The sequence below is a fragment of the Coriobacteriia bacterium genome, assembly GCA_014859305.1.
Taxonomy (GTDB): domain Bacteria; phylum Actinomycetota; class Coriobacteriia; order Anaerosomatales; family Kmv31; genus Kmv31.
Window position 1 is genome coordinate 17,110 of the sequence record JACUUM010000019.1, and the last position, 23,403, is coordinate 40,512.

Annotated in this window: 22 protein-coding genes; 17 read left to right on the forward strand and 5 right to left on the reverse strand. The window is 72.2% G+C overall.

The window, feature by feature from the left end:
- Positions 1 to 92 precede the first annotated feature (92 nt).
- Together IBX62_04765 and IBX62_04770 are read left to right on the forward strand one after the other, a co-directional pair.
- Complete coding sequence (locus IBX62_04765) at positions 93 to 317, forward strand: hypothetical protein (protein MBE0476395.1); 225 nt, start codon at positions 93 to 95, stop codon at positions 315 to 317.
- Positions 318 to 373: 56 nt separating this feature from the next.
- On the forward strand, positions 374 to 763 hold the full coding sequence (locus tag IBX62_04770) for a response regulator transcription factor (protein MBE0476396.1): 390 nt from the start codon (positions 374 to 376) through the stop codon (positions 761 to 763).
- A gap of 50 nt (positions 764 to 813) precedes the next feature.
- Here the strand turns inward: IBX62_04770 and IBX62_04775 are convergent, their stop codons facing one another.
- Positions 814 to 1,179 carry a methyltransferase domain-containing protein gene (locus IBX62_04775; protein MBE0476397.1) on the reverse strand — a complete coding sequence of 122 codons (366 nt, stop codon included), beginning with the start codon at positions 1,177 to 1,179 and terminating at the stop codon, positions 814 to 816.
- 59 nt (positions 1,180 to 1,238) lie between these two features.
- On the opposite strand from IBX62_04775, the gene polA reads away from it, so the two are divergent.
- Complete coding sequence (polA, locus tag IBX62_04780; GenBank protein MBE0476398.1) at positions 1,239 to 3,905, forward strand: DNA polymerase I; 2,667 nt, start codon at positions 1,239 to 1,241, stop codon at positions 3,903 to 3,905.
- Positions 3,906 to 3,940: 35 nt separating this feature from the next.
- Here polA and IBX62_04785 read toward each other — a convergent pair whose 3' ends face one another.
- The gene (locus IBX62_04785) at positions 3,941 to 4,519 is read right to left on the reverse strand and encodes a hypothetical protein (GenBank protein MBE0476399.1); all 579 of its coding nucleotides are present in this window, start codon (positions 4,517 to 4,519) and stop codon (positions 3,941 to 3,943) included.
- A 156-nt stretch (positions 4,520 to 4,675) separates the two neighbouring features.
- Between IBX62_04785 and rpsA the strand changes: the two genes are divergently transcribed.
- The 5 genes from rpsA to IBX62_04810 all read left to right on the forward strand — a co-directional run bounded on the left by rpsA (position 4,676) and on the right by IBX62_04810 (position 10,490).
- Entirely contained in the window at positions 4,676 to 5,986 is a 1,311-nt protein-coding gene (rpsA, locus tag IBX62_04790; protein ID MBE0476400.1) for a 30S ribosomal protein S1, read from the forward strand.
- 100 nt (positions 5,987 to 6,086) lie between these two features.
- Positions 6,087 to 6,698: a dephospho-CoA kinase gene (locus tag IBX62_04795; protein ID MBE0476401.1), complete on the forward strand. Its 612-nt coding sequence runs from the start codon at positions 6,087 to 6,089 to the stop codon at positions 6,696 to 6,698.
- Positions 6,688 to 7,311 (forward strand): lytic transglycosylase domain-containing protein, encoded by a 624-nt coding sequence (locus IBX62_04800; protein MBE0476402.1) that lies wholly within the window; start codon positions 6,688 to 6,690, stop codon positions 7,309 to 7,311. The genes IBX62_04795 and IBX62_04800 overlap by 11 nt, the downstream gene beginning before the upstream one ends.
- A gap of 62 nt (positions 7,312 to 7,373) precedes the next feature.
- Positions 7,374 to 9,428 carry an excinuclease ABC subunit UvrB gene (uvrB, locus tag IBX62_04805; protein MBE0476403.1) on the forward strand — a complete coding sequence of 685 codons (2,055 nt, stop codon included), beginning with the start codon at positions 7,374 to 7,376 and terminating at the stop codon, positions 9,426 to 9,428.
- Positions 9,429 to 9,656: 228 nt separating this feature from the next.
- Positions 9,657 to 10,490 carry a cytochrome b/b6 domain-containing protein gene (locus tag IBX62_04810; GenBank protein ID MBE0476404.1) on the forward strand — a complete coding sequence of 278 codons (834 nt, stop codon included), beginning with the start codon at positions 9,657 to 9,659 and terminating at the stop codon, positions 10,488 to 10,490.
- An 84-nt stretch (positions 10,491 to 10,574) separates the two neighbouring features.
- Here IBX62_04810 and IBX62_04815 read toward each other — a convergent pair whose 3' ends face one another.
- The gene (locus IBX62_04815; GenBank protein ID MBE0476405.1) at positions 10,575 to 11,264 is read right to left on the reverse strand and encodes a hypothetical protein; all 690 of its coding nucleotides are present in this window, start codon (positions 11,262 to 11,264) and stop codon (positions 10,575 to 10,577) included.
- Positions 11,265 to 11,407: 143 nt separating this feature from the next.
- Between IBX62_04815 and msrB the strand changes: the two genes are divergently transcribed.
- The 6 genes from msrB to IBX62_04845 all read left to right on the forward strand — a co-directional run bounded on the left by msrB (position 11,408) and on the right by IBX62_04845 (position 17,331).
- A complete protein-coding gene (gene msrB, locus IBX62_04820; GenBank protein MBE0476406.1) occupies positions 11,408 to 11,854 on the forward strand; it encodes a peptide-methionine (R)-S-oxide reductase MsrB in 447 nt (148 codons plus the stop codon).
- A gap of 137 nt (positions 11,855 to 11,991) precedes the next feature.
- Complete coding sequence (locus IBX62_04825) at positions 11,992 to 12,555, forward strand: peptide-methionine (S)-S-oxide reductase (protein MBE0476407.1); 564 nt, start codon at positions 11,992 to 11,994, stop codon at positions 12,553 to 12,555.
- Positions 12,556 to 12,597: 42 nt separating this feature from the next.
- Complete coding sequence (locus tag IBX62_04830; protein ID MBE0476408.1) at positions 12,598 to 12,996, forward strand: helix-turn-helix transcriptional regulator; 399 nt, start codon at positions 12,598 to 12,600, stop codon at positions 12,994 to 12,996.
- The gene (gene cadA / locus IBX62_04835) at positions 12,993 to 15,572 is read left to right on the forward strand and encodes a cadmium-translocating P-type ATPase (GenBank protein MBE0476409.1); all 2,580 of its coding nucleotides are present in this window, start codon (positions 12,993 to 12,995) and stop codon (positions 15,570 to 15,572) included. The genes IBX62_04830 and cadA overlap by 4 nt, the downstream gene beginning before the upstream one ends.
- 55 nt (positions 15,573 to 15,627) lie before the next feature.
- Complete coding sequence (locus IBX62_04840; GenBank protein MBE0476410.1) at positions 15,628 to 15,972, forward strand: hypothetical protein; 345 nt, start codon at positions 15,628 to 15,630, stop codon at positions 15,970 to 15,972.
- 3 nt (positions 15,973 to 15,975) lie between these two features.
- The gene (locus IBX62_04845; GenBank protein MBE0476411.1) at positions 15,976 to 17,331 is read left to right on the forward strand and encodes an AarF/ABC1/UbiB kinase family protein; all 1,356 of its coding nucleotides are present in this window, start codon (positions 15,976 to 15,978) and stop codon (positions 17,329 to 17,331) included.
- 1 nt (position 17,332) lies between these two features.
- On the opposite strand, the gene larE is transcribed toward IBX62_04845, so the two are convergent.
- Positions 17,333 to 18,142 (reverse strand): ATP-dependent sacrificial sulfur transferase LarE, encoded by an 810-nt coding sequence (gene larE / locus IBX62_04850; GenBank protein ID MBE0476412.1) that lies wholly within the window; start codon positions 18,140 to 18,142, stop codon positions 17,333 to 17,335.
- On the opposite strand from larE, the gene acs reads away from it, so the two are divergent.
- The 3 genes from acs (at position 18,037) to IBX62_04865 (ending at position 21,273) form a co-directional block, all read left to right on the forward strand.
- Complete coding sequence (gene acs / locus IBX62_04855) at positions 18,037 to 20,376, forward strand: acetate--CoA ligase (GenBank protein ID MBE0476413.1); 2,340 nt, start codon at positions 18,037 to 18,039, stop codon at positions 20,374 to 20,376. The genes larE and acs overlap by 106 nt on opposite strands.
- A gap of 195 nt (positions 20,377 to 20,571) precedes the next feature.
- The gene (locus IBX62_04860) at positions 20,572 to 20,655 is read left to right on the forward strand and encodes an SHOCT domain-containing protein (GenBank protein ID MBE0476414.1); all 84 of its coding nucleotides are present in this window, start codon (positions 20,572 to 20,574) and stop codon (positions 20,653 to 20,655) included.
- A gap of 30 nt (positions 20,656 to 20,685) precedes the next feature.
- The gene (locus IBX62_04865; protein MBE0476415.1) at positions 20,686 to 21,273 is read left to right on the forward strand and encodes a c-type cytochrome; all 588 of its coding nucleotides are present in this window, start codon (positions 20,686 to 20,688) and stop codon (positions 21,271 to 21,273) included.
- 44 nt (positions 21,274 to 21,317) lie between these two features.
- Here IBX62_04865 and IBX62_04870 read toward each other — a convergent pair.
- A partial coding sequence (locus IBX62_04870) for a hypothetical protein (GenBank protein ID MBE0476416.1) occupies positions 21,318 to 23,403 on the reverse strand: 2,086 nt, incomplete at its 5' end.

Sequence of the window (23,403 nt, forward strand, 5' to 3'; positions counted from 1 at the left end):
GGGCTCCGCAGGAGTCGCGTTGCGCGACACCGGGCGGGAGTCGGACCGCCCGGTGTCCGCTCTTCACACCGACCCGGGGAGGCGCGAGGATCGTGCACATGAGACGCGTGCTCGTCGCCTCCGACGACGCCCACACCAGGGCCTGGGTCGCCCGGTCCCTCGACGCGCTGGACGTGCAGCTCGGTCAGGTCCCCCTGGTCGGCCTCGCCTCCGCGCTGGCCGCGGGCGAGACGGACCTCGCGGTCGTGGACGGGACACCTCGCCGGAGCCGCTGTTGCAGGTCGTCGAGCACGCGGCGGCGTCGGGCGGCGACCTGAGGCTGCTGATCCTGGTCGAGCGGAACGCGTTGGGGACCTTGCGGCTGCCCGTGCGCATGGCGGGCGACTTCATGGTGAGAGGCGGCTCCTCGGACGAGCTCGCTGCCCGGGTGCGAGCGCTGATGTGGCCCGGCGAGGAGGCGACCGACCAGGAGCTCGTGCGCGTGGACGAGCTGACGCTGAACCTGGCCACCTACCAGGCGTACCTGGGTACCGGGCCCATCGACTTCACGTACCTGGAGTACGCCTTGTTCTCGTTCCTCGTGACGCACCCGAACCGGGCGTACAGCCGGGAGATGCTGTTGCGCCGCGTGTGGGGCTCGGAGTACTACGGCGGCTCGCGCACGGTCGACGTCCACGTGCGGCGCGTCCGCTCGAAGATAGGCGGCGAGCTGTCGCGCCGGCTGGAGACGGTCCGCAACGTCGGGTACCTCTGGCGCGGCTGACGGCCTCGCCGCGCTCGTGCCGCCGCCCTACGCGCGCGACACCCCTTGCATCACCGTCCCCACGAAGCGGTAGGTGATGCGGCTCTCCTCGGCGCATTCGCCGCGCACGCCGTGACGCCGCCAGAAGTCGCACATCTCAACGGCATGTCCTCCGCGATGCCCCTCACACCGGTCACGTCGGGGCGGTCGGGGAGGTAGGCGAGCATCTCGGGTGTGGGATCGAGAACGACCACGGGACGCCTGAACGCGTCGGCGAGCTTCGCGGCCAGGGCGCCGGTGCCGCCGCCGAGGTCGAGGATCCGCCCGTCGGGGCCGACGTAGGGCGCCAGCCAGCGGACGACCCGCGCGATGTCCTCGGCGTCCCATCTGTCCGCGAACCGCCCGAACAGCGGCGCCGCCCGGTTGAAGAAGCCCACGGCGCTCCCCTCGGGTAGAATCGGATGGTCCTTCCCACGGTACCCGAAAGGCCCTCAGGATGCCGAAGCGAACGGTGGCGGTCGTCGACGGCAACAGCCTCGTGCACCGCGCGTTCCACGCTCTGCCGCCGACGATGACGGCGCCGGACGGCCGTCCCACCAACGCCGTGTTCGGCTTCGTCTCGATGCTGGTCAAGATGGTGGGCGACCTGAAGCCCGACGGCGTGGTGGTCGCGTTCGACCGCGGGAAGCCCGCGTTCCGCACGGAGGTGATGGAGCGCTACAAGGTCCACCGCAAGCCGATGGCCGACGAGCTGCGCGTGCAGTTCCCGATGGTGCGCGAGGTCCTCGACGCGCTCGGCGTCCCCGTCCTGGAGGTCGAGGGGTGGGAGGGCGACGACATACTCGGCACGCTCGCGGAGCGCGCGAAGGCCGAGGACGTGAATGCGCTGCTGGTGACCGGCGACCGCGACGCCCTGCAACTCGTGGACGACGACGTGAGCGTCGTGAGCACGCGCAAGGGGATCACCGACATCGTCGTGTACGACCGCGAGGGCGTGATCGAGCGCTGCGGGGTGCCGCCTGAGCGCATCCCCGACTACCTCGGACTCAAGGGCGACACCTCCGACAACATCCCCGGCGTGCCGGGCGTGGGGGAGAAGACCGCGGCGAGGCTCGTGAGCGAGCACGGTTCGCTGGAAGCGGTGCTCGAGGCGGCGTCGGGGATCAAGGGCAAGCTCGGCGAGAACCTGCGCGAGCACGCAGAGGAGGCCCTCGCGAGCCGCGAGGTCGCCACGATCCGGCGGGACCTTCCGCTCGAGGTCGACCTGAACGCCGTGCGCTGGGGGGACTGGGACCCGCGCGCAGTCCTAGAGACGTTCAACCGCTTCGCCTTCACGACGCTCGTGGACCGCGTGTTCGCCAGCGCGGAGGCGGCCGCCGGAGCACCTCCCTCGCCGGCTCCGGCGGCTGCGGAGCCTTCGGTCGGCCCGCCGCCGGTCTCCGTCCTCGGGGGCCCCGAGGCTCTGCGGCGGCTGCGGGAGCGGCTCGCGGCCGAGCCCGGTTCCTGGGTCGGGGCGGCGCTGGACGACGGAGCGGGCGAGACGCTCTTCCCAGGCGAGCGGACGCTGGCGGCGGCGTACGCCGAGGAGACGCTGGTGTGCGCCGGGGGCGACGCGCGGGCGGCGGCGGTCGCGCTCGTGCGGTCGGGGCGCGCCGCGAGCGGCGACGTCAAGGGGCTGCTGCGCGTCGCCTGCGCACCCGGAGACGACGACCACGACTGCGTCGCGGCCGCGGAGGTGGACGCGCCGCGCCTGTTCGACTGCGGGGTCGCCGCCTACCTGCTGCAGTCGAACCGGCCCTCCTACGACCTGCCGCGCCTGACCGAGGAGCACCTCGGGAGGCGTCTGCCCGAGCCCGGCGACCCGGGCGGCCGCGCGGCGGCGCGGGCGCGCTCCGCGGCCGAGCTGCGTCCGGTGCTGCGCGAGAAGCTCGAGCGTGACGGTTCGGCCGAGGTGTTCGACCGCATCGAGATGCCGCTGGCGCCCGTGCTCGTGCGCATGGAGGACGTCGGCGTGGGCATCGACTGCGAGGTGCTCGACGCGCTGACGTCCGAGCTCGCCGGGCGCATCGGGGCCTTGCGCGACGAGATCGTCTCGCTCGCGGGGGTCGAGTTCAACCCCGACTCGCCCAAGCAGCTCGCCGAGGTGCTCTTCGAGAAGCTTCAGCTACCGGTCGGGAAGCGCACCAAGACGGGGTACTCCACCGACTCGAGCGTGCTGCAGGCGCTGGCGCCGTCCTACCCCGTCTGCGCGCGCGTGCTGGAGTATCGCGAGCTCACGAAGCTCAAGTCGACCTACATCGACGCTCTTCCGAGACTGCTGGGCGGCGACGGCCGGCTCCACACGACCTTCAACCAGACGGTCGCCGCCACGGGCCGCCTCTCCTCGTCCAACCCGAACCTGCAGAACATCCCCATCCGCACCGAGCTGGGGCGCCGGATCCGCGCGGCGTTCGTCCCCGCCGTGCCGGGCGACCTGATGGTGACAGCCGACTACTCGCAGATCGAGTTGCGCATCCTCGCGCACCTCTCCGAGGATCAGGGGCTGATCGAGGCGTTCACGTCCGGCGCGGACTTCCACGCCGCCACCGCCGCTCGCGTCTTCGGCGTCGCACCGGAGGACGTCGACGCCGAAGGACGCCGTCGCGCCAAGGCCGTGAACTTCGGGATCGTCTACGGCATCTCGGCGCACGGCCTCTCGGAGTCGCTCGGCGTCGGGCGGGCCGAGGCGCAGGAGATGATCGACCGCTACTTCGCGGCATACCCGAGGGTGCGCGAGTACCTGGACCGGGTGGTGGCCGAGGCGCATCGCGACGGATACGCGACCACCGTCTTCGGCAGGAAGCGCCACATCCCCGAACTCGCCTCGTCCAACTGGAACCTGCGCTCGTTCGGCGAGCGCACGGCCATGAACCACCCTATGCAGGGGACCGCCGCCGACGTCATGAAGCTCGCGATGATCGAGGTCGACCGCCGGCTGCGCGAAGAGGGGTTCGCGTCCCGGATGGTGCTCCAGGTCCACGACGAGCTCGTCTTCGAGTCGCCCGCCGGCGAGGTCGAGCGCTTGGGGGCGCTCGCCCGCGACACGATGTCGGGCGTGGCGAGCCTGGCGGTCCCTCTGGTCGTCGACGTGTCCTCGGGACCGGATTGGGCGAGCGCGAAGTAGCGCGCCCACGCCCTGCCTCGTCCCTGGCTCGGGAACTACTTCTTGACGACCAGCAGGACGCTCACGTCGGTGCGCCCGCTGTCCGCCTCCCGGGTGACGTACACCGCGCCGTTCTCGTCCGTGCCGCGCCTGAGGTTGAAGGCGGTGTTCCGGGTGCCGTCGCTCTCGCCGTCGAAGGAGCTGTCGAGCGTCCAGTCCGTCTTGGCCAGCTCGGCCTTGTACCACTCGACGACCTTCGCGTGGTCGTCGGCGGTCCTGATCCAGAACGTGAACTGCCGAGCCTCGCCGACCTCGATGGTGCTGCTGTCGCCTATCTCGCCGTCGTAGACCGGGAAGCCGGCCGGGAAGTCCTTCGGGAGGCCCCCGCCGGCGGAGTACGAGACGGACTCCCCGTCCTTACCCGTGTACGTGACCGCATCGCCGTCCTGCTCCACCTTCACGCCGGTCGCCTTCTCGACCGCTTTCTCCGCGGCCTTCTCGCCGAGCTTCGCGCACCCCGCCGAGGACAGGACCAGCAGCGTCGCCAGCGATAGCACGAGGATCCGGTTCCGGTGACGCATGTCCACCCACCCCTCTCCGTCGTCCGCCGGCGCCGCCGGCACGTCCTCCGGCATCGTAGCATCCCGGGACCTGGCCTTCAGTGCGCCTACATCCCGGCGGCACGGTGCTTGCGGGACGTAGTGCACGTGGCGGAGAACGTCGTGCTGCGGTAAGATACTCGTTCAACTGTCCGCGACGGCGGGCGGCCAGGCATGCAGGCCCCCAGACACATGTATGGAAAGCCATCGACCGAGCGAAGTACATGCGGAAGGGGCCCCGATACGGAAGGGGCCGAAGACCCAGTGGAGTTTCCCGACAGCATCATCGAGCAGGAGCGCGAGTACACCGACGAGGAGATGCACGCGCTCATCGACGGCACCATCACCGACTTCGACGACGGGGATCTGGTCACCGGCGAGATCGTCAAGGTGGAGCGGGACGAGGTCCTGCTCGACATCGGCTACAAGTCCGAGGGCGTGATCCCCGCCCGCGAGCTCTCGATCCGCAAGGACGTGGACCCCGGCGACGTCGTCGTGGTCGGCGACCGGATCGAGGCGCTCGTCCTCCAGAAGGAGGACAAGGACGGCCGCCTCATCCTCTCCAAGAAGCGCGCCGAGTACGAGCGCGCGTGGGTGGACATCGAGACCAAGTTCAACTCCGGCGAGACCGTCGAGGGCGAGGTCATCGAGGTCGTCAAGGGCGGTCTCATCATCGACATCGGCCTGCGCGGCTTCCTGCCCGCCTCGCTCGTCGACCTTCGCCGCGTGAAGGACCTCTCGGTCTACACCGGCACGCGACTCGAGGCCCGGGTCATCGAGATGGACCGGAACCGCAACAACGTGGTGCTGTCGCGCCGCGTCGTGTTGGAGGAGGGCCGCAAGCACGAGCGCCAGGAGATCCTCGGCAAGCTGCAGAAGGGCATGATCCTGCCGGGCACGGTCTCTTCGATCGTGGACTTCGGCGCGTTCGTGGACCTCGGCGGCATCGACGGGCTCGTGCACATCTCGGAACTGTCGTGGAGCCACGTCAACCATCCCAGCGAGGTCGTGGCGGTGGGAGACAAGGTCGACGTGCAGGTGCTGGACGTGGACCTCGAGCGCGAGCGCATCTCCCTGGGCCTGAAGCAGACGACCGAGGACCCGTGGAAGCAGCTCGTCAAGAAGTTCCCGATCGGGTCGCTCATCAAGGGCCGCGTCACCAAGCTCGTCCCGTTCGGCGCGTTCGTGGAGCTCGGCGACGGCGTCGAGGGGCTGGTGCACATCTCCGAGATGGCCAAGGGCCACGTCGAGACCCCCGAGCAGGTCACGTCCGTGGGCGCCGAGGTGATGGTGAAGGTGCAGGACGTGGACCTGGACCGCCGCCGTATCTCGCTTTCGATGCGCGCGGCCGCCGAGGCGATGGGCCTCGCCGAGGAGGATCTCGGTGAACCTGCCGAGGAGGAGCCCGCCGCCGAGGAGCCCGCCGCCGAGGAGGAGCCGACCGCCGCCGAGGAGCCCGCCGCCGAGGAGGAGCCCGCCGCCGAGGAGCCCGCCGAGGAATGAGCGGCGCCGCGTCGGCGGCTGCGGGGGATCGTCAACTAGCGGGGCCGGGTGCGCTGAGAGGCGGGCCCGGCCCCGAGCATCGTCAGCTACGGGAGTAGACGTGTTCGTATTGGTGCTCACAGGCGGGGCGGGAGCGGGCAAGTCAGAAGCCGGCCGCTTCTTCTCGCAACGCGGCGCTGTCGTCGTCGACCTCGACGACGTCGCCAAGGACATGATCGAGCCCAAGGGCCCGGCGTACGAAGCCGTGGTCGCCGAGTTCGGGCGGGGGATCCTCGACCGGGACGGCCGCGTGCGCACCGCGGCTCTCGCCGCCGCCGCGTTCGCCGACGCCGAGGCGACCCGTCGCCTGAACGCCGCCGTGCATCCTCACGTCACCGCCGAGGTCCGGCGGCTGCTCGGCGCACTGGCGGCGCTCCCCGAGCCACCGGCGGTGGTCGTCCTGGAGGTCCCGCTGGTCACCGAGGTGCCGGAGATCGCGGAGTCGGCGGACCACGTGCTGACGCTGGAGGCCGACCCCCGCGTACGGGTCGCGCGCCTGACGGCGCGGGGCATGGAGGAGTCGGACGCCCTGCGCCGCCTGGCACGTCAGGGTACCGAGGAGGAGCGCGTCGCTCTCGCCGACAGCGTCATCCGCAACGACGGAGGCTCCGACGAGCTGCACGGGCAGCTCGCCGCCTTCTGGGCGAGGGAGGTGGTGCCCCATGTCGCGTGAGCGGCCGCTCGCGCCGCACCGCGTCGCTCTCGTCGCGGTGGCCATCCTCCTCGGAGCGCTGGCGCTTCTCGCGCTGAACGGGCCGGAGTGGGTCCAGCGCGCGTACAGGCCCCTGCGACACGAGAGCAGGATCGCCGACGCGGCGGACTCGTACCGGCTGGACCCCTACCTCGTCGCGGCGGTGATCAACGTGGAGTCCGGTTTCGACCCCGGACGGGTCTCCAAGCGCGGTGCCGTGGGGCTCATGCAGGTGATGCCGGCCACCGCGGAGGAGCTGCGCGACCCGGGGACCTCCCCCGAGGAGGTCACGCCCGAGCGCCTGAAGGACCCCGAGACGAACATCGAGTACGGCACGGGCTATCTGAGCCGGCTCGTCGAACGGTACGGTGGCGACGTGGAGGCCGCCCTGGCCGCCTACAACGCCGGGCCGTCCAACGCCGACCGTTGGCGCAGCGAGGCGGCGAGGGCCTCGGCCGAGGAGACCCGCATCGTGGACGCGATCGGGTTCCCGGAGACTCGGCGCTACGTCCGGGAGGTCCTTCGCCAGCGCGACGACTACGAGCGGCTGTACCCCCAGGCGTTCACGACAGCCGGCAAGGGGGGCCCCGAGTGAGCGGTGGGGGCGGGCGCAGGCATCTGGAGGGGCCCGGCGACGCGCCGGCCGAGGCGCGCGCCCTGCGCGTCGTCTCCGCGTTCGAGCCCGCCGGCGACCAGCCCGGGGCGATCGAGTCCCTCGCCCGCGGCGTGCGCGAGGGGATGCGGTACCAGACGCTCCTGGGCGTGACGGGCTCAGGCAAGACCTACACGATGGCCAAGACGATCGAGGCCGTTCAGAAGCCCACGCTCGTCATGGCCCCGAACAAGACCCTCGCCGCTCAGCTCGCGGCGGAGTTGCGCGAGTTCATGCCGGACAACGCGGTGGTCTACTTCGTCAGCTACTACGACTACTACCAGCCCGAGGCCTACGTGCCCGCGACCGACACCTTCATCGAGAAGGACGCTTCGATCAACGAGGAGGTCGAGAAGCTCCGTCACGCGGCGACCGCCTCCCTGCTGTCGCGGCGCGACGTCGTCGTGGTGGCCAGCGTGTCCGCCATCTACGGGATCGGTTCACCCGAGGACTACGCGGGTACCGCCGTGTTCCTCGAGCACGGTGCCACGCTCGACCGCGACGACCTCATCCACCGCCTGATCGGCATCCAGTACGACCGCAACGACTACGAGCTCGCGCGCGGGACGTTCCGGGTCCGCGGCGACGTCGTCGACGTCTTCCCGCCGTACGCCGACCACCCCGTGCGCGTCGGGTTCTTCGGCGACGAGGTCGATTCCGTCGCAGAGGTGGACCAGCTCACGGGCGAGGTCCTCGGTGCGTACGAGTCGATCCCGGTGTGGCCGGCGACCCACTACGTCACGATGCCGGACAAGCTGACCAGCGCGCTCGCGTCGATCCGGCAAGAGCTCGGGGAACGCCTCGCGCGACTCGAAGCCGAGGGCAAGCTGCTGGAGGCGCAACGCCTCGAGATGCGCACGAACTACGACCTCGAGATGCTCGAGACGCTGGGATTCTGCTCGGGCATCGAGAACTACTCGCGCCACCTCGACGGACGGGCTGCGGGCGAGCCGCCGTTCTGCCTCATCGACTACTTCCCTCGCGACTTCCTGTGCATCATCGACGAGAGCCACGTGACGGTGCCGCAGCTGCACGGCATGTACGAGGGAGACCGCTCGCGCAAGCTCACGCTGGTCGAGCACGGCTTCCGGCTGCCCTCGGCCCTGGACAACCGGCCGCTGCGCTTCGACGAGTTCGAGGCGCGAGTGCCGCAGTCCGTCTACGTCTCCGCCACGCCCGCCGATCACGAGCTGCGCGTCTCCGACCAGGTGGTCGAGCAGATCATCAGGCCGACGGGGCTGGTCGACCCGAAGGTGGTCGTCCGCCCGACGAAGGGTCAGGTAGACGACCTGATGCACGAGGTCCGGGAGCGCGCTGCCCGCGAGGAGCGCGTCCTCGTCACCACGCTCACCAAGAAGATGGCCGAGGACCTCACCGACTACCTCTTCGAGCAGGGGGTGAGGGCGCGCTACATCCACGCCGACGTCGGTACGCTGGAGCGGGTCGAGATCCTGCGCGACCTGCGCAAGGGCGTCTTCGACTGCCTCGTCGGCATCAACCTGCTGCGCGAGGGCCTCGATCTCCCCGAGGTGTCGCTGGTGGCCATCCTTGACGCCGACAAGGAAGGGTTCCTGCGCAACGCCCGCAGCCTCATCCAGACGATCGGGCGCGCCGCGCGCAACGTGTCGGGGGAGGTCATCATGTACGCCGATGACGTGACCGACTCCATGAGGTCGGCCATAGGCGAGACCGACCGCCGCCGGGAGCTCCAGACGGCGCACAACCTCGAGCACGGCATCGAGCCGCAGACGATCCGCAAGGCCGTCGCCGACATCGTCCAGTACGTGAGGGAGGCCGACGCGGGCTACACCACCGCCGAGGAGGCCGCGCGCGAGCTCGCGCGGCTGTCGCGCGAGGAGGTCATGCGGCTGCTCTCCACGCTCGAGGACGAGATGGCCGCCGCCGCGGGCGCCTTGGACTTCGAGTCCGCCGCACGGCTACGGGACCAGGTCGTGAGGTTGCGGGCGCAGGTGGAGCGCTCGACAGAGGACCAGGTGCTCGACCGCCTGAGGAGCGGCGCCCGGAAGGGCTCCAGGTACGGCGCGCGTAAGCGGCGCTGAGGGGACGGGCGCTACGGCCGCGCGCGCGAGCGGGGACGCGAGCGGGCGCTCTCGTCCTGGGTAGGCGGGCGGTTCTGCTCGCGGCCCGTGGGGAAGGAAGCGCATCGGCAGCGTCGAAATAGGGGATGGCGAGCCGAAGCGGGGGCTGTGTGCCGGCGCGCGCGGCGGACCTGGAGAGCATCCGCCGGACCGGGCGCGGGGACTCGAGACGTGGGGGTGAGGGGCCGGATGGACCTGCTTCAGATCAACGTGACGCTCGACATCCTCTTCGTGGTGGTCTACATCGCGGTCTGGCTGTTCCTCGGGTGGCACTTCACCTGGGACATCAAGACCGGCAGGTTCCACAAGAAGTGGGTGGAGGGCAAGTGGCCGGAGCATGACCACGGACCGCCCCCCGCGATGCCCAAGATCCTGCACGCCACGCACATGTTCTCGATTATCTTCCTCGGCATAAGCGGCATGTACATCCGCTTCCCGTTCTTCTCCGGCGGGCGCGTGTTCATGCGTTACACGCACTACTTCTTCATGATCGTCGTGACGATCAACCTCGTGTGGCGGGTCTGGTACGCCTTCTGGTCGAAGAACCGGGACTGGCGAGAGTTCGCCATCACGAAGAAGGATGCGAGCACGGCCCTGGGGGTGCTGAAGTACTACGGGTACCTGAGCAACGAGAAGCCCCATGTGGCCAAGTACAACGTGATGCAGAAGATGAGCTACCTGCTGTTCCTCGGCATGATGGTGCTCCAGGCGTATACCGGCTTCGCGCTCGTGACGCAGAAGTTCATCTTCGGCTTCAGCCCGCGCGACCTGCTCGTGGGCTGGTGGCTCGGCGGCCTGTTGGGCAGCGTGGACCTCGCGGGCTGGTACGCCAGGACGCTGCACTATGTCCTGAACTGGGCGTTCATCATCATGACGACGATCCACGTGTACCTGTCGGCCACCGTCGACATCCCGGTGACGCTGAACTTCTTCGGCCTGAAGGACCTCGAGCCGCACCCCCACGGCGAGCCGTTGCCCGAGCCCGCTCCGGTCGCGACCGCGATGCGCTCGCCGTTCGAATGACGCGGTCATACATCAGGGACGGCAGCGGCCCCGCTCCGGCGGGGCCGCGCTTCTCTCGGGACGAGGCGGCAGGCCGACGGCGCGCTAGGGGATGAACTGCTCCTCGATCCGGACGACCGCACCGGCGGACACGGTGAACCAGTAGGGCATGGAGTGCAGCCGCTGCTCGGGGGCGGCCCCTCCGGGCATCGCGTCGGCGAACCGCCCCAGCGGGATCTCCTTCGCGGCGATCTCCTCGGTCTCGGAGAACCAGCTCCACACCACCGTCTTGGCGTCCTTCGCCACGGGCAGGGTGCGCAGCTTGGTGTTCCGGTTGCGGATGTAGTACTGCTCGCCGTCGAGCGGGCCCAGGCCGTCCGCCTCGTGGGCGGACGCCGCGGCCTCGCCCGTCAGGAGCTCCGCGTAGTCCACGACGAGGGAGAGGTCGTCCCCCGCCCAGACGACCTTCTTGACGTAGCCGATGTTCTTCTCGGTCTTGGCCGGCGCCCCGTCCTCGGGGGTGTCGTCCGCCGGCTTCTCGGTCGCCCGGTCGGCGGCCGCTCGCCGAAGCGCCGTCGTCGCCGAGGCGAGCTCCGCCTCGAGCTCGAGCGTCCGGCGCTCGAACTCGGCCGCCCTGCGCTCCGTTTCGGCCCAGCGGCTCTCCGCGGCCTTGGTCGCGCGCCCCTGCAGGTACCACACACCCGCTCCGGAGACCATCGCTCCGGCTATCACGAGCGCACCGGCCACCAGTACGCTCAGGCCCGCGATCGGCTTGTTCGCGTCCACGGTTCCCACCTTCGCATCGTGTGAGGAACCTGTCCTCCGACGACCGCCGGCCGCCGTCGGGCCGCGTCCTCCACGGCGCAACTGTACCCCGCGGAGGCCGGGGAAGGAAAGCGGGGTACGTACTGCTCGAAGCCGGGGACGCGGAGGTCCGGATGGACAAGGTGATCCGAACGGACGACGAGTGGCGGGCGCTCCTGCCGCCGGAGCGGTTCCGTGTGCTGAGGCGGGCCGGAACGGAGCGGCCGTTCGACAACGAGTACTGGGACCTGGACGCCGACGGCGTGTATCACTGCTTCGCCTGCGGCCTGCCCCTGTTCGACTCCCGAACCAAGTTCGAGTCGGGGACGGGCTGGCCGAGCTTCCGGGAGCCGGTCGCGCCGGAGAACGTCCTCGAGAGGGCCGACGTCACCCTGGGTGTGCGGCGGACGGAGGCCGTGTGCGCCAGGTGCGAGTCGCACCTGGGGCACGTGTTCGAGGACGGACCGCCGCCGACGGGTCTGCGGTACTGCATGAACTCGCTGGCGTTGCGCTTCGTGCCGCGCGGGCAGGCGGGTGCGGGCGAAGGCGCGGGATCGCCCGAGGAGGAGGCCGGCCCGTGAGTCTCTTCGGCAGGGGAGGACGGACCCGGGCACGTCCCCCCATCGACGCCTCGGCTCCGGAGCGTACCCGCTCCGCCACCTTCGCCCTGGGTTGATTCTGGGGCCCGGACGCCAGGTTCGGCGTCATCGAGGGGGTGGTGCGGACGCGGGTGGGCTACTGCGGCGGGACCTCGCCGGACCCCACGTACCGCGCGATCGGCGACCATGCCGAGACGCTGCAGGTGGATCACGACCCGGACCGCGTGGCGTACGAGGACCTCCTCGAGGTCTTCTGGTGCGCGCACCGGCCCACCTCCCCGCCGTGGTCGCGGCAGTACATGTCCGCGGTCTTCTACGACGGGGACGAGCAGCGGGCGCTCGCCGAGGCGAGCCGCGACCGGGTGGAGGAGGCGACCTCGCAGCGGGTGTACACGGAGATCGCCCCGCTGCGACGCTTCTACGTGGCCGAGGACTACCACCAGAAGTACCGGCTGCGCCGCGACCGGGAGCTGATGCGGGAGTTCGCCGAGATGCTCCGCGACGAGGGCGCGTTCCGCGACTCCACGGCCGCGGCCCGCGTCAACGGCTTCCTGGACGGCTTCGGCGACCTGGCCCTTCTCCGGGCCGAACTGGACGGCTACGGACTGAGCGAGAACGGGAGGGAACGGCTCCTGTCCTTGTCCGGCGGGCTCGGCGTGCTGTCGCCGGGATGTCCGCTCTGAACCGCCCTTGAGACCGCGCGCCGCTCCTGGTATACAGGTCATATGAGCAGCCATTCAGATGACCGGGACCGGACGCTCCTCGAGGAGTGCGACGTGCGCGTCGTGGACGAGCCCGCCGTGCGCCGTGTCCGTGCGCTTCTCCGCCCCCGACGCCTCGGTGACGAGGCGGAGCTCTTCGCCGCGCTGGGGGACGCCACGCGGCTCACCATACTCGCCGCCCTGGCGCAGCAGCCCCTGTGCGTGTGCGACCTCGCCTCGCTCACCGGCGTGAGCCAATCGGCCGTCTCCCACCAGCTGAGGATGTTGCGCGAGCGGCGGCTGGTGTCCTTCTCGCGCGACGGCAAGCGCGCCGTGTACCGCCTGGCCGACCGGCACGTAGCCACGCTGCTGGAACAGGCCCGGGAACACGCCGACGAAGGTCGGGAGGCGGCTCCGCGATGAGCGTGCAGCGGACGGCCCGCATCCCGCTGGAGTTGCCCTCGTCCGAGCATTGCGCGGGCTGCGTGCACGCGCTGCGGGAGGCCGTGGAGGCGCTGCCCGGGGTCCGCACCGTCGAGCTCGACGCGCGCGGTCCGGCCGTGACCGTGACGTACGACCCCGGGACCGTCTCGGAGGAGTCGCTGCGTCGCGAGACCGAGCTCCTCGGCATGAGGATCGGGTCGGAGCGCGGCCACGTCGTCTTCAAGCTCACGGGCCTGGACTGCCCGGACTGCGCGCGCACGGTCGACAAGTCCGTCTCCCGCGTCGACGGAGTGCTCTCCGCCGACCTGGTCTTCGCCAGCGGGCTGATGGTCGTCGAGTACGAGTCCGGGTCCGACCCGACGGACGAGGTCGTCTCGATGGTCCTCAGCATGGGCTACGGCATCGAGCTCGTGGAGCAGGCCGCCGGCCGCCGCACCGCCGAGTTCCGGCTGCTGGGGCTGGACTGTCCCGATTGCGCGGCGAAGCTCCAGGCGAGCCTGGGCGCCGCTCCGGGGGTGCACGACGCCGTCGCGGACTTCGGCGCCGCCCGCCTGCGGGTCGTGTACGACCCGGCACGGACGGGTCCGGAGCCCCTGGCGGAGGCGGTGCGCGCAGCCGGCTACGACGTCGAGGCGGAGGCCCCCTCCGAGGAGGAGCGTCCCGGCTGGCCGGCCTCGCACCGCCAGGAGATCACCGTTGCCGTCGGCGCCGCGCTCGTCGCCGCCGGCTGGCTGCTCTCCTGGTCGGGGGCGCCGGAGGGCGCGGTCGTCGCCGCGTACGCGGGCGCGATCGCCGTCGCCGGCGCGCGGATCGCGCGCAGGGCTCTGGCTTCCGTGCGGGCCCGCTCGCTCGACATGAACGTGCTCATGACCGTGGCCGTGGCCGGCGCGGCCGCGATCGGCGAGTGGAACGAAGGCGCCGCGGTGGTCGTGCTGTTCGCGGTCGGCAGCCTGCTCGAGTCCCGCGCGCTCGCCCGTACGCGCGCGTCGATCCGGGCGCTCATGGACCTGGCGCCGCCGAAGGCCCGCGTCCGGCGGGACGGCGGCGAGTTCGAGGTCGCCCCCGCGGAAGCGGCGGTCGGGGACGTCCTGCTCGTGCGCCCCGGGGAGCGTATCGCGCTGGACGGCCGGGTGGCCGGGGGGTTCTCGGCCGTCGACGAGTCGCCCATCACCGGCGAGTCGGTCCCGGTGGACAAGGCGATCGGCGACGAGGTGTTCGCCGGTACGCTCAACACGTCCGGGCGCTTGGAGGTGCTGGTGACCGCCGAGGCCGCGGACTCGACGATCGCGCGCGTCGTCTACATGGTCGAGGAGGCCCAGGCGCAGCGCGCGCCGTCCCAGCGGCTGGTCGACCGCTTCACCCGCTACTACACCCCGGCCGTGGTCGGCCTCGCCGTCGCGATCGCGGCCGTGCCTCCGCTGGCAGGGCCGGCGCTGGGTTTCCCCGCCCCGTTCTCCGAGTGGTTCCGCCGCGCGCTGGTCATGCTCGTGGTCTCCTGCCCGTGCGCGCTCGTGATCTCGACCCCCGTCGCCATCGTGTCCGCGATCACACGGGCCACCCGTGACGGCGTCCTGGTCAAGGGCGGCCTGTTCCTGGAGACGGCGCCGCGGGTGCGGGCGGTGGCCATCGACAAGACGGGCACGCTCACCCGCGGAGCCCCGCAGGTCTCCGACGTCGTGCCGCTTGACGGTCCGCCCCCGTCCGAGATCCTCGGGACCGCCGCCGCCCTCGAGGCGCACTCCACCCACCCGCTCGCGGCCGCCGTGGTCCGGGCGGCCGGAGGCGGCGACGGCGAGGGCGTGACCGAGTTCGCCGACGTGCCCGGCCGCGGAGTGAGGGCGGTCCTCGGCGGGAAGCGGTACGCGCTGGGCAACCGCGCGCTGGCCGAGGAGGAGGGGGCGCTGGACGGGGCCGCCGCCGAAGCGGTCGGACGCCTGGAGGACGAGGGCAGGACGGTTCTGGTGCTCGCGTCGGAGGGCCGCGCCCTCGGGCTCATCGGGCTCGCCGACGAGGTGCGCCCGGAGGCGCCCGACGTGGTCGCCAGGCTTCGTGCGGGAGGCGTGGAGCACGTGGTGATGCTCACGGGCGACAACGAGCGCACGGCCGGCGGCGTGGCACGTCACGCGGGGGTGGCCGAGTTCCGGGCGCGATTGCTGCCCGAGGACAAGGTGACCGCGGTGCGCGAGCTCAAGGAGCGGTACGGTACGGTGGCGATGGTCGGCGACGGCGTCAACGACGCGCCGGCGCTGGCCGTCTCGGACATCGGGGTGGCGATGGGCGCCAAGGGCAGCGACACCGCCCTGGAGACGGCCGACGTGGCCCTCATGCGCGAAGGGCTGGGCCCGCTGCCGGGCTTCCTGGCGCTCGGCCGCCGCACCGTCGCGAACATCGCCCAGAACGTCGCGGTGTCGATCGCAGTGAAGCTCGCGGTGCTCGTGCTGGCGGTCCTCGGCATAGCCACACTGTGGATGGCGGTCTTCGCCGACACGGGCGTGTCGCTGCTGGTGACGCTGAACGGGCTCAGGCTCCTGCGAGCCCGGCCTCGAGGTACCTAGCGGCAGGACGCGCGCCCGGGCGCGTCGAAGGTGACGGGTGGGAGGTGCATCTCCGGTGACCGACGAGTTCATGCGCTTCATGGCCGCTTGGGCGCTCGTGCACGAGACGGCCGACGAGGGATGGAAGGCCGCCGTCGCACGCGGGGAGACGCAGGAGACCGGTGAGATGGAGCAGGGGCCGGAGGCCTTCGTCGACGGGCTCTCCGCGGCGATCGCCGCGGAGAAGGAGCGCCTGAAGGCCGCGCTCGCAGCGGGCGGGGTCGAGCCGCCCGGCAGCCGGGCGGACGTCTCGGCGAGGCTCGACGAGCTGCGCTTCGAGGTCGGGGAGCTGCGGGGTCGGATCGAGTCGCTCGCCGCGCAGCTCGAGGGCATGCTCGCCTCCGAGGAGCCCGAGGAGTAGCGGGTGCGGTCCCGCGTGCGCCGCGTCGCAGCGGTGCTCGGGCGCCGGTGGGCCGGCGCGGCCGTCCGCTCCCGCTTCGGGCTGTCGCCCGCGGCGCGGCGCCGCGCCACGTTCGCCCGGGCGACGCGCGAGGCGTTCGAAGAGCTCGGACCGACGTTCGTGAAGCTCGGGCAGCTCGTGAGCGTGCGTCCCGACGTCTTCGCGCCGGAGCTCGTCTTCGAGATGGAGCGGCTTCAGGATCGCGTGGCCCCGCTGCCGGCGGCGCGCGTGCGCGAGACGATCCGCCGGGAGTTCGGCCGCGAGCCGGAGGCCCTCTTCGCTACCTTCTCCGACGAGCCGCTCGCCTCGGCCTCGATCGCGCAGGTGCATCCGGCCACTCTGCGCGAGGCGTACCGGCCGGTCTTCGGCGAGGAGCTGCCGGCCGGCGCGGAAGTGGCCGTGAAGGTCGTGCGCCCGGGGGCGGCGGAATGCATCGAGGACGACCTGCGGAACCTGCGGCGCCTGACGGCGGCGCTGGCGCGCTCGCCCGTGGGCAGGCGTGTGGACGTCGAGGGTCTGCTCGAGGAGTTCGCCGCGTCGCTGGGGCGCGAGGTCGACCTGCGCAACGAGGCCCGGGTCGCCGACCGCTTCGCGTTCGACTTCCGCGACGACCCGGTGGCCTTCTGCCCGCGCGTGGTGTGGACGCGCACCACACGGCGTGTCCTGACGATGGAGTACGTGCGCGGGTGGCGCCTCTCCGAGCTCGACGACGCCGTGCGTGCGGGCGTGGAGGGGTACCGGCTCGCGCTGCACGGCGCGGAGGTCTTCATGAGGCAGGTCCTCGTGCAGGGGCGCTTCCACGCCGACCTGCACCCCGCGAATCTGCTGCTGACCCCCGACGAGAGGATCGCGTACCTCGACTTCGGCATCGTCGGGGAGCTGGCGCCGGTCCAGCGCGCGCACGTCGCGCAGGTGCTGCTCGCCACCGTCTACGGCGACGCGGAGCGCGCGCTGCGGTACTCGGCGGAGCTCGGGCTCGTGGTGCCCGAGGAGATCGGGGCCCGGGTGCGCGAACGGGTCGCGGCGCTGATGGCGCGTACCCTCAAGCGCGAGCCCGCGGACGTGAAGGGGTTCGCCACCGGCTTCCTGTCGATCATGTCCCGCCACGGGGTCCGCATACCGCGCGGGTTCGGGCTGCTCGTCAAGGCGTTGGTGACGGTCGAAGGGTGCAGCCGCCTCTTCTACCCCGACATCGACATCCTGCGCGCGGCCAAGCCCTTCGCCACGCGCCTGGTCGCGGAGGCGCTGCTCGACCCTGCCCGGCTCGCGGAGCGCACGCCGCACGCCCTGCGCGCCGCGGTGCGCGAGCTGCTGTCCTAGGCTACGCGCCCTCGCGGGCCGTCTTCCGCTCCTCGGGGGCGAGCACGTCGTTCATGCTGCCGCTGCGGTAGCCCTCCAGGTCCAGGGCGACGTACGGGAAGCCGCCGGCCCTCACCGCCTCGAGGACCTGCGCGCGGGACTCCCAGGCGCGCTGCATCTCGTCGGCGCCCACCTCGACGCGCGCCACCTCGCCGTGCGCGCGCACGCGGGACTGCCGCAGCCCCAGCGCCCGCAGCCCGTCCTCGGCCAGCATCACCCGCTCCAGGTCCTCGGAGGTGATCTCGCAGCCGTAGGGGAAGCGCGAGGCGAGGCACGCCATGGAGGGCTTGTCCCAGTTCGGCAAGTCGAGCATGCGTGCCACGTCGCGGACGTGGGCCTTGGTCATGCCGACGTCGCGCAAGGGCGTGAGGATGTCCAGCTCGGCCGCCGCCCGTGCCCCCGGGCGGTGGTCGGCGTCGTCGTCGGCGTTGCTGCCGTCGGCCACGTGCTCCAGCCCGCGGACCTCCGCAACGGTCTTGAGCAGGCCGAAGAGCTCGCTCTTACAGTGGTAGCAGCGGTCCGGTCCGTTCGCGCGGAAGCGGGGGTCGGCCAACTCGTTGGTCTCGACCTCCATCACGCGCAGGCCCAGCGCGGCGGCGGTGGAGCGCGCGGAATCGGCCTCGCTCGGGGGGTAGGTGTCGGAGAGCGCGAGCACGGCGAGGCAGGATGAGCCCATCACGGCGTGCGCCGCGACCGCCAGCAGAGTGGAGTCGACGCCCCCCGAGTACGCCACCAGCACGCTGCGAAGCGACGAGAGGCGCTCGAGCAGCAGTTCGTAGCGGTCGCCCGGCGTCCGGGCCGCGCTCGACCCGGACGAGTCACCGGTGTTCCCGCTCGGCAAGAAGGCCCCCCTCACGCGGTCAGCGAGTCTCGGATTATATCAGTCATGTCCCCGAGTCGCGGGCTCGCTACACTGTCGGAAGGAGTCCGTCGGCGCCTCCTGGGGGGCCGGAGGGGAAGGATACCAGGGGACGCCGTTCCCGAGCTGAAGGGGAGGTGGCCGGGGTGGTCCGAGAGCGCACGGAGGCGGGCATAGAGCGGCTCGCGGCGGAGGGGCGCGCGTACGAACCGCCCGAGGAGCTGGCCGCGAGCGCGGTCGTGGGCGGGATGGAAGCCTACACCGACATGTACCGCCGCTCGGTGGAGGATCCCGAGGGGTTCTGGCGGGACGTCGCCCTGGCCGAGGTGGAGTGGACGGAGCCGTTCCGCACCGCTGCGGCGGGCGGCTTCGAGGAGCTCGACTACGCGTTCTTCGCCGGCGGGAAGCTCAACGTCTCGGCGAACTGCGTCGACCGGCACCTGCACACGTGGCGGCGCAACAAGGCCGCGATCATCTGGGAGGGCGACGACGGCTCGTCGCGCACCTACACCTACCAGCAGCTGCACAACGAGGTCTCGCGCTTCGCCAACGTGCTGCGCAAGAAGGGCGTCGGGCGCGGCGACCGCGTGGCGGTCTACCTGCCGATGATCCCGGAGCTTCCCGTGGCGATGCTCGCGTGCGCGCGGATCGGCGCGATCCACTCGGTGGTCTTCGGCGGGTTCTCCTCGGCCGCGCTCAAGGAGCGCATCCAGGACTGCCAGGCCAAGCTGCTCATCACCGCGGACGAGGGCATGCGTGGCGGCCGTCGCGTCGCGTTGAAGGTCTCCGCCGACGAGGCCATGTTCGAGTGCCCGTCTGTCGAGGCGTGCGTGGTGGTCAAGCGAGGGGCGGGCGAGGTGGACATGGAGCCCGGCCGGGACACCTGGTGGCACCAGGAGGTGACGGCGCCTGAGGTGCGCAAGCCGAGCGAACCTGAGGTCATGGACGCCGAGGACCCTCTGTTCATCCTGTACACGAGCGGGTCCACCGGCAAGCCCAAGGGCGTGCTGCACACCACCGGCGGCTATCTCGTCTTCGCCGTGCACAGCTTCGAGACCGTCTTCGACCACCGCGACGAGGACGTCTACTGGTGCACGGCCGACATAGGCTGGGTCACGGGGCACAGCTACATCGTCTACGGCCCGCTGGCCGCCGGCGCGACCGTGCTGATGTTCGAGGGCGTGCCCACCTATCCCGACCCCGGGCGCTTCTGGCAGGTCGTCGAGAAGTATGGTGTCACGCTGTTCTACACCGCGCCCACCGCGCTGAGAGCGCTGATGCGGCACGGCGACGGGTGGCCCGAGCGCTACGACCTGAGCAGCCTGCGGGTGCTCGGGACGGTGGGCGAGCCGATCAACCCCGAGGTCTGGGAGTGGTACCGGCGCACGATCGGGCGGGACGAGCTGCCCGTGATCGATACGTACTGGCAGACCGAGACCGGCGGGGTCGTCATCACGCCGTTCCCCGGGGCCACCCCTCTCAAGCCCGGTTCGGCGACGGTGCCGTACTTCGGCGTGGTGCCCAAGGTGCTGCGTGAGGACGGCGGCGAGGCCGCGCCCGACGAGGGCGGCTACCTCGTCATCGACCGCCCGTGGCCGGGTATGCTGCGCGGGACCTGGGGCGACCCGGAGAAGAAGCGGCTGCGCGAGGTGTACTTCGAGCGCTTCCCGGGGCGCTACTTCACCGGCGACGGCGCGCGCGTCGACGCGGACGGCTACTTCTGGCTGCTCGGCAGGGTTGACGACGTGATAAACGTCTCCGGGCACCGCATCGGGACGGCCGAGGTCGAGAGCGCGCTGGTGAGCCACGAGGCGGTCAGCGAGGCCGCGGTCGTGGGCTTCCCGCACCCGGTCAAGGGCGAGGCCATCCACGCGTACGTCGTCCTGCGCGACGGCGTCGTGCCCTCCGAGGACCTCGCGAAGATCCTGACCGGGCACGTGCGCAAGGCCATCGGCCCGATCGTCAAGCCGGACCGCGTCCAGTTCGTGTCCGACCTCCCCAAGACGCGTTCGGGCAAGATCCTGCGCCGGATCCTGCGCAAGACCGCCGCGGGCGAGCGCGAGCTCGACGCGTTCGGCGACCTGTCGACGCTGGCGGACCCGAAGGTCGTGAAGGAGCTGCTGGCCGGCGCCGAGACGTACTGGTAGTCCGGAGCGGCCCCATCCTGGGAGGAGGTCGAGCGCGTGTTCGAACTCGGCGCGTTGGAGCTGCTGCTCATCGTGCTCGCGGCGGTGCTGCTGTTCGGCCCGGCGGTCGTCGTGACCTGGCTCGTGCTGACGTTCGCGCGCGGGTCCGAGCGGCCGGGGACGCCGGGCGGGATCGACGAGCGCACCGACCCGGCGATGGTCGTGGCGCGCGAGCGGTTCGCCGCCGGCGAGATCACAGCCGAGGAGTTTGAGAGCATCAAGCGAACCCTGGGGTATTGAGGGGTAGGTACGCGTCAGGAGGTGGGGCGGATGCAGGGCAAGGGGTTGCTGGTCGCCGCTGCCGCGCTGATCGTCGTCGGGCTCCTGGGAACGGCGGCCGCGGGGGCGTACCTGGCGAGCGAGGAGGCTCGCCGGGCGACGCGGGCCCCGCGGGCCGACGAGGGCCGTCGCCCCGGTGAGGAGGCGACGCGGACCCCGGCCCCGCGACGGGCTCCGCGCCGGCGCTTCCCGCGCGGCGGGGACTTCTCCTCGGCGGGCGAACGCATCTGGTACACGGGCGTGGGCGAGGAGGGTCCCATACCGAGGGAGCCCTCGTTCGGCCCGGCCATGATGGGCGGCTGCGCCGTGTGTCACGGCGAGGACGGACGCGGGAGCCGCTTCTACATGATGGGGCGGACTTTCGACGCTCCCGACATCCGCTACTCCACGTTGACCTCCGAGCACACCGAGGACGGCGAGACCGAGGAGGCCTGGACCGACGAGGACATCGCCCGCGCCGTGCGGGAGGGCGTGGACCCGGGCGGCGAGGACCTCGAGGACACCATGCCGCGCTGGGACATCACCGGCGCGGATCTCGACGCGCTGCTCGAGCACATGAGAGCGCTGGACGGGGGGTAGCGCCGCCGCCGGCGGGGGTCGGGCGTCGCCGCCCGGCCTGCCGGCTAGCGGCCTGCGAGCCGCTCGCGCACCCGCATGGAGACGTGGCCGAGCACGCCGGGCTCGCGGTGCGAGCCGTCCGCTGAGGAGACCCTGAAGACGTCCTGCGCCACGCCGTCCTGGACGAGGGCGTTCGCCCAGGCGACATCGAGGCCGGCGTCCGACAGCGCCGCCGCGAGGTCGTGGAGGAGCCCGACGCGGTCGCCGGCCTCGATCTCGACGAGCGTGTGGGCCGGGTCCGAGGCGTCGAAGCGCACCGAGGGCGCGGGCGAGGCGGACGGCGGGGAAGGATAGTGGCGCCGCCGCTCCTCGAGACGGGCGTCGAGCGAGAGCCGGTCGCGCGTCACGGCGCCGAGCAGCCGCTCGACCTTGGCCCAGGTGTCGGGGCCGGGGGTGGCGAGCGTGGCCGAGCGCACGGTGAACGAGTCGATCGCCACACCTCCCCACCCGTGGGCCGCGGCGGACAGCACGTCGAGTCCGGCGAGCGCGAACACACCGGCGACGTCGGCGAAGAGGCCGTGGCGGTCGTGCGCGGCCACGTCGACGTTCCAGCTCCCCTTCACCGGGCCGGGATGCACGCCGAGGACGGGCGGCGCCCCGCTGCCGGCGGCCAGGAGCCCCGCCACCAGGCGGGCGTCGGCGGCCGCCGCCTCGGGGGACCGGGACGCGAGGTAGCGCGGCGTGGCCGCTGCGAGCCAGGAGCCGCCGCGCCCGGGGGGCTCCTCGCCCAGGGCGTCGCGCGGCACCTCCCCGGGCTCGCGCGGCGCGTGCTCGGCGAGGGAGGCTCGCACGGCCGCGACCAGCCCGGCGAGCAGCACCGCGTGCCAGGCCGTCCACGCCCCCGGGCCGGTGGCGGCCGCGTCGGCGGCCGCGAGCAGGTGCAGGGCCGCCAGGGTGCGCTCGCCGGGGATCCGGGCCGCCAGGGCCGCGACGGCGCGGGCGTCGCCGGGGTCGGTGCGAAGGGCGGCCTCGGGCAGCAGCAGGTGCTCGCGGACGAGCCGCGCGGCGAAGGCCGCCTCGTGCGCCGTCAGCCCGCAAGCACGCGCGGCCCGCTCCGCCGCCGGGGCGCCGCGAGCGGGGTGGCCGGGACCGCTCTGGGCCTTGCCCGCGTCGTGCGTGAGCGCGGCGAGGAGCGCGGGCGCGAGGTCTCCGGCCTCGCAGGCCGAACGTGCCAGCAAGCGGTCGGCGCCGGCCAGGGCGGGCAGCGCGCAAGCGGCAGCCACGCAGTGGGCGCCCACGGTGAGCGTGTGCGAGAGGCCGGGCCGGCGCAGCGTCATGAGCGGCCGCAAGCCGGGGACGAGGATGTCCAGGTGCCCGCGCCGCGCCCAGCACTCGACCTCCTCGGCTCGGCCTGCCTGCACCGCGGCGAGGAGCGCCTGGGCGTCCGGCGCGGGCTGAAGCCTCGAAGCCGGCGGCAGGGCCCGCAGTGCGCTTCCGGCCGCTGCGGAGCGGACCGCGCGCAGCGCATCGTCGGCGACGGGCAGCGCCGCTTGCACGCGATCGGCGGCCTGGCCGAGCCCCTCGGCCTCCTCGGCGGTCATCACGGCGCCTCCGCCGAGCCGCTGCAGCCGCCAGCGCGCGGCACAGATCGCCGCGCCGGCCTCTCGCAGCTCCGCTACGTCCTCTGCGCTCGCCAACCCTGCCTCCACCAGGGCCTCGAGCCCCTCACTCGGGCGGCCGAGGAGGATCGCCGCCGTCCACGCCATCTCGTCGAGGTCGCGCTGGCCGCCCGGACCCTCCTTGAGGTCGGGCTCGAGCAGGTACGGCGAGCCGGCGCGCGGACGGGAGGCCAGCTCGCGCAGGAGGCTGGAGCGCCGACGGCGCGCCTCGGCGGCGACGGAGGCGAGCACGGCGGAGGCGTACCCCGCGTCCCCCGCCGCCGCGCGCCCGGTGAGAGAGGCGGTGAGCGTCTCGAGGTCGTGGCGGCACGCGCGCAGGTGCTCCCTGCGCGTGCGCACCTGGTGACCCACCTTCAAACCCGCGTCCCAGAGAGGGTAGAGGAGCTCCCTGGCAGCCTTCCGCACGGCCTCGCCGCGGTCCTCGGTCAACAGGAGCAGGTCGAGGTCGGAGCACGGGAGGAGCCGCCGCCGG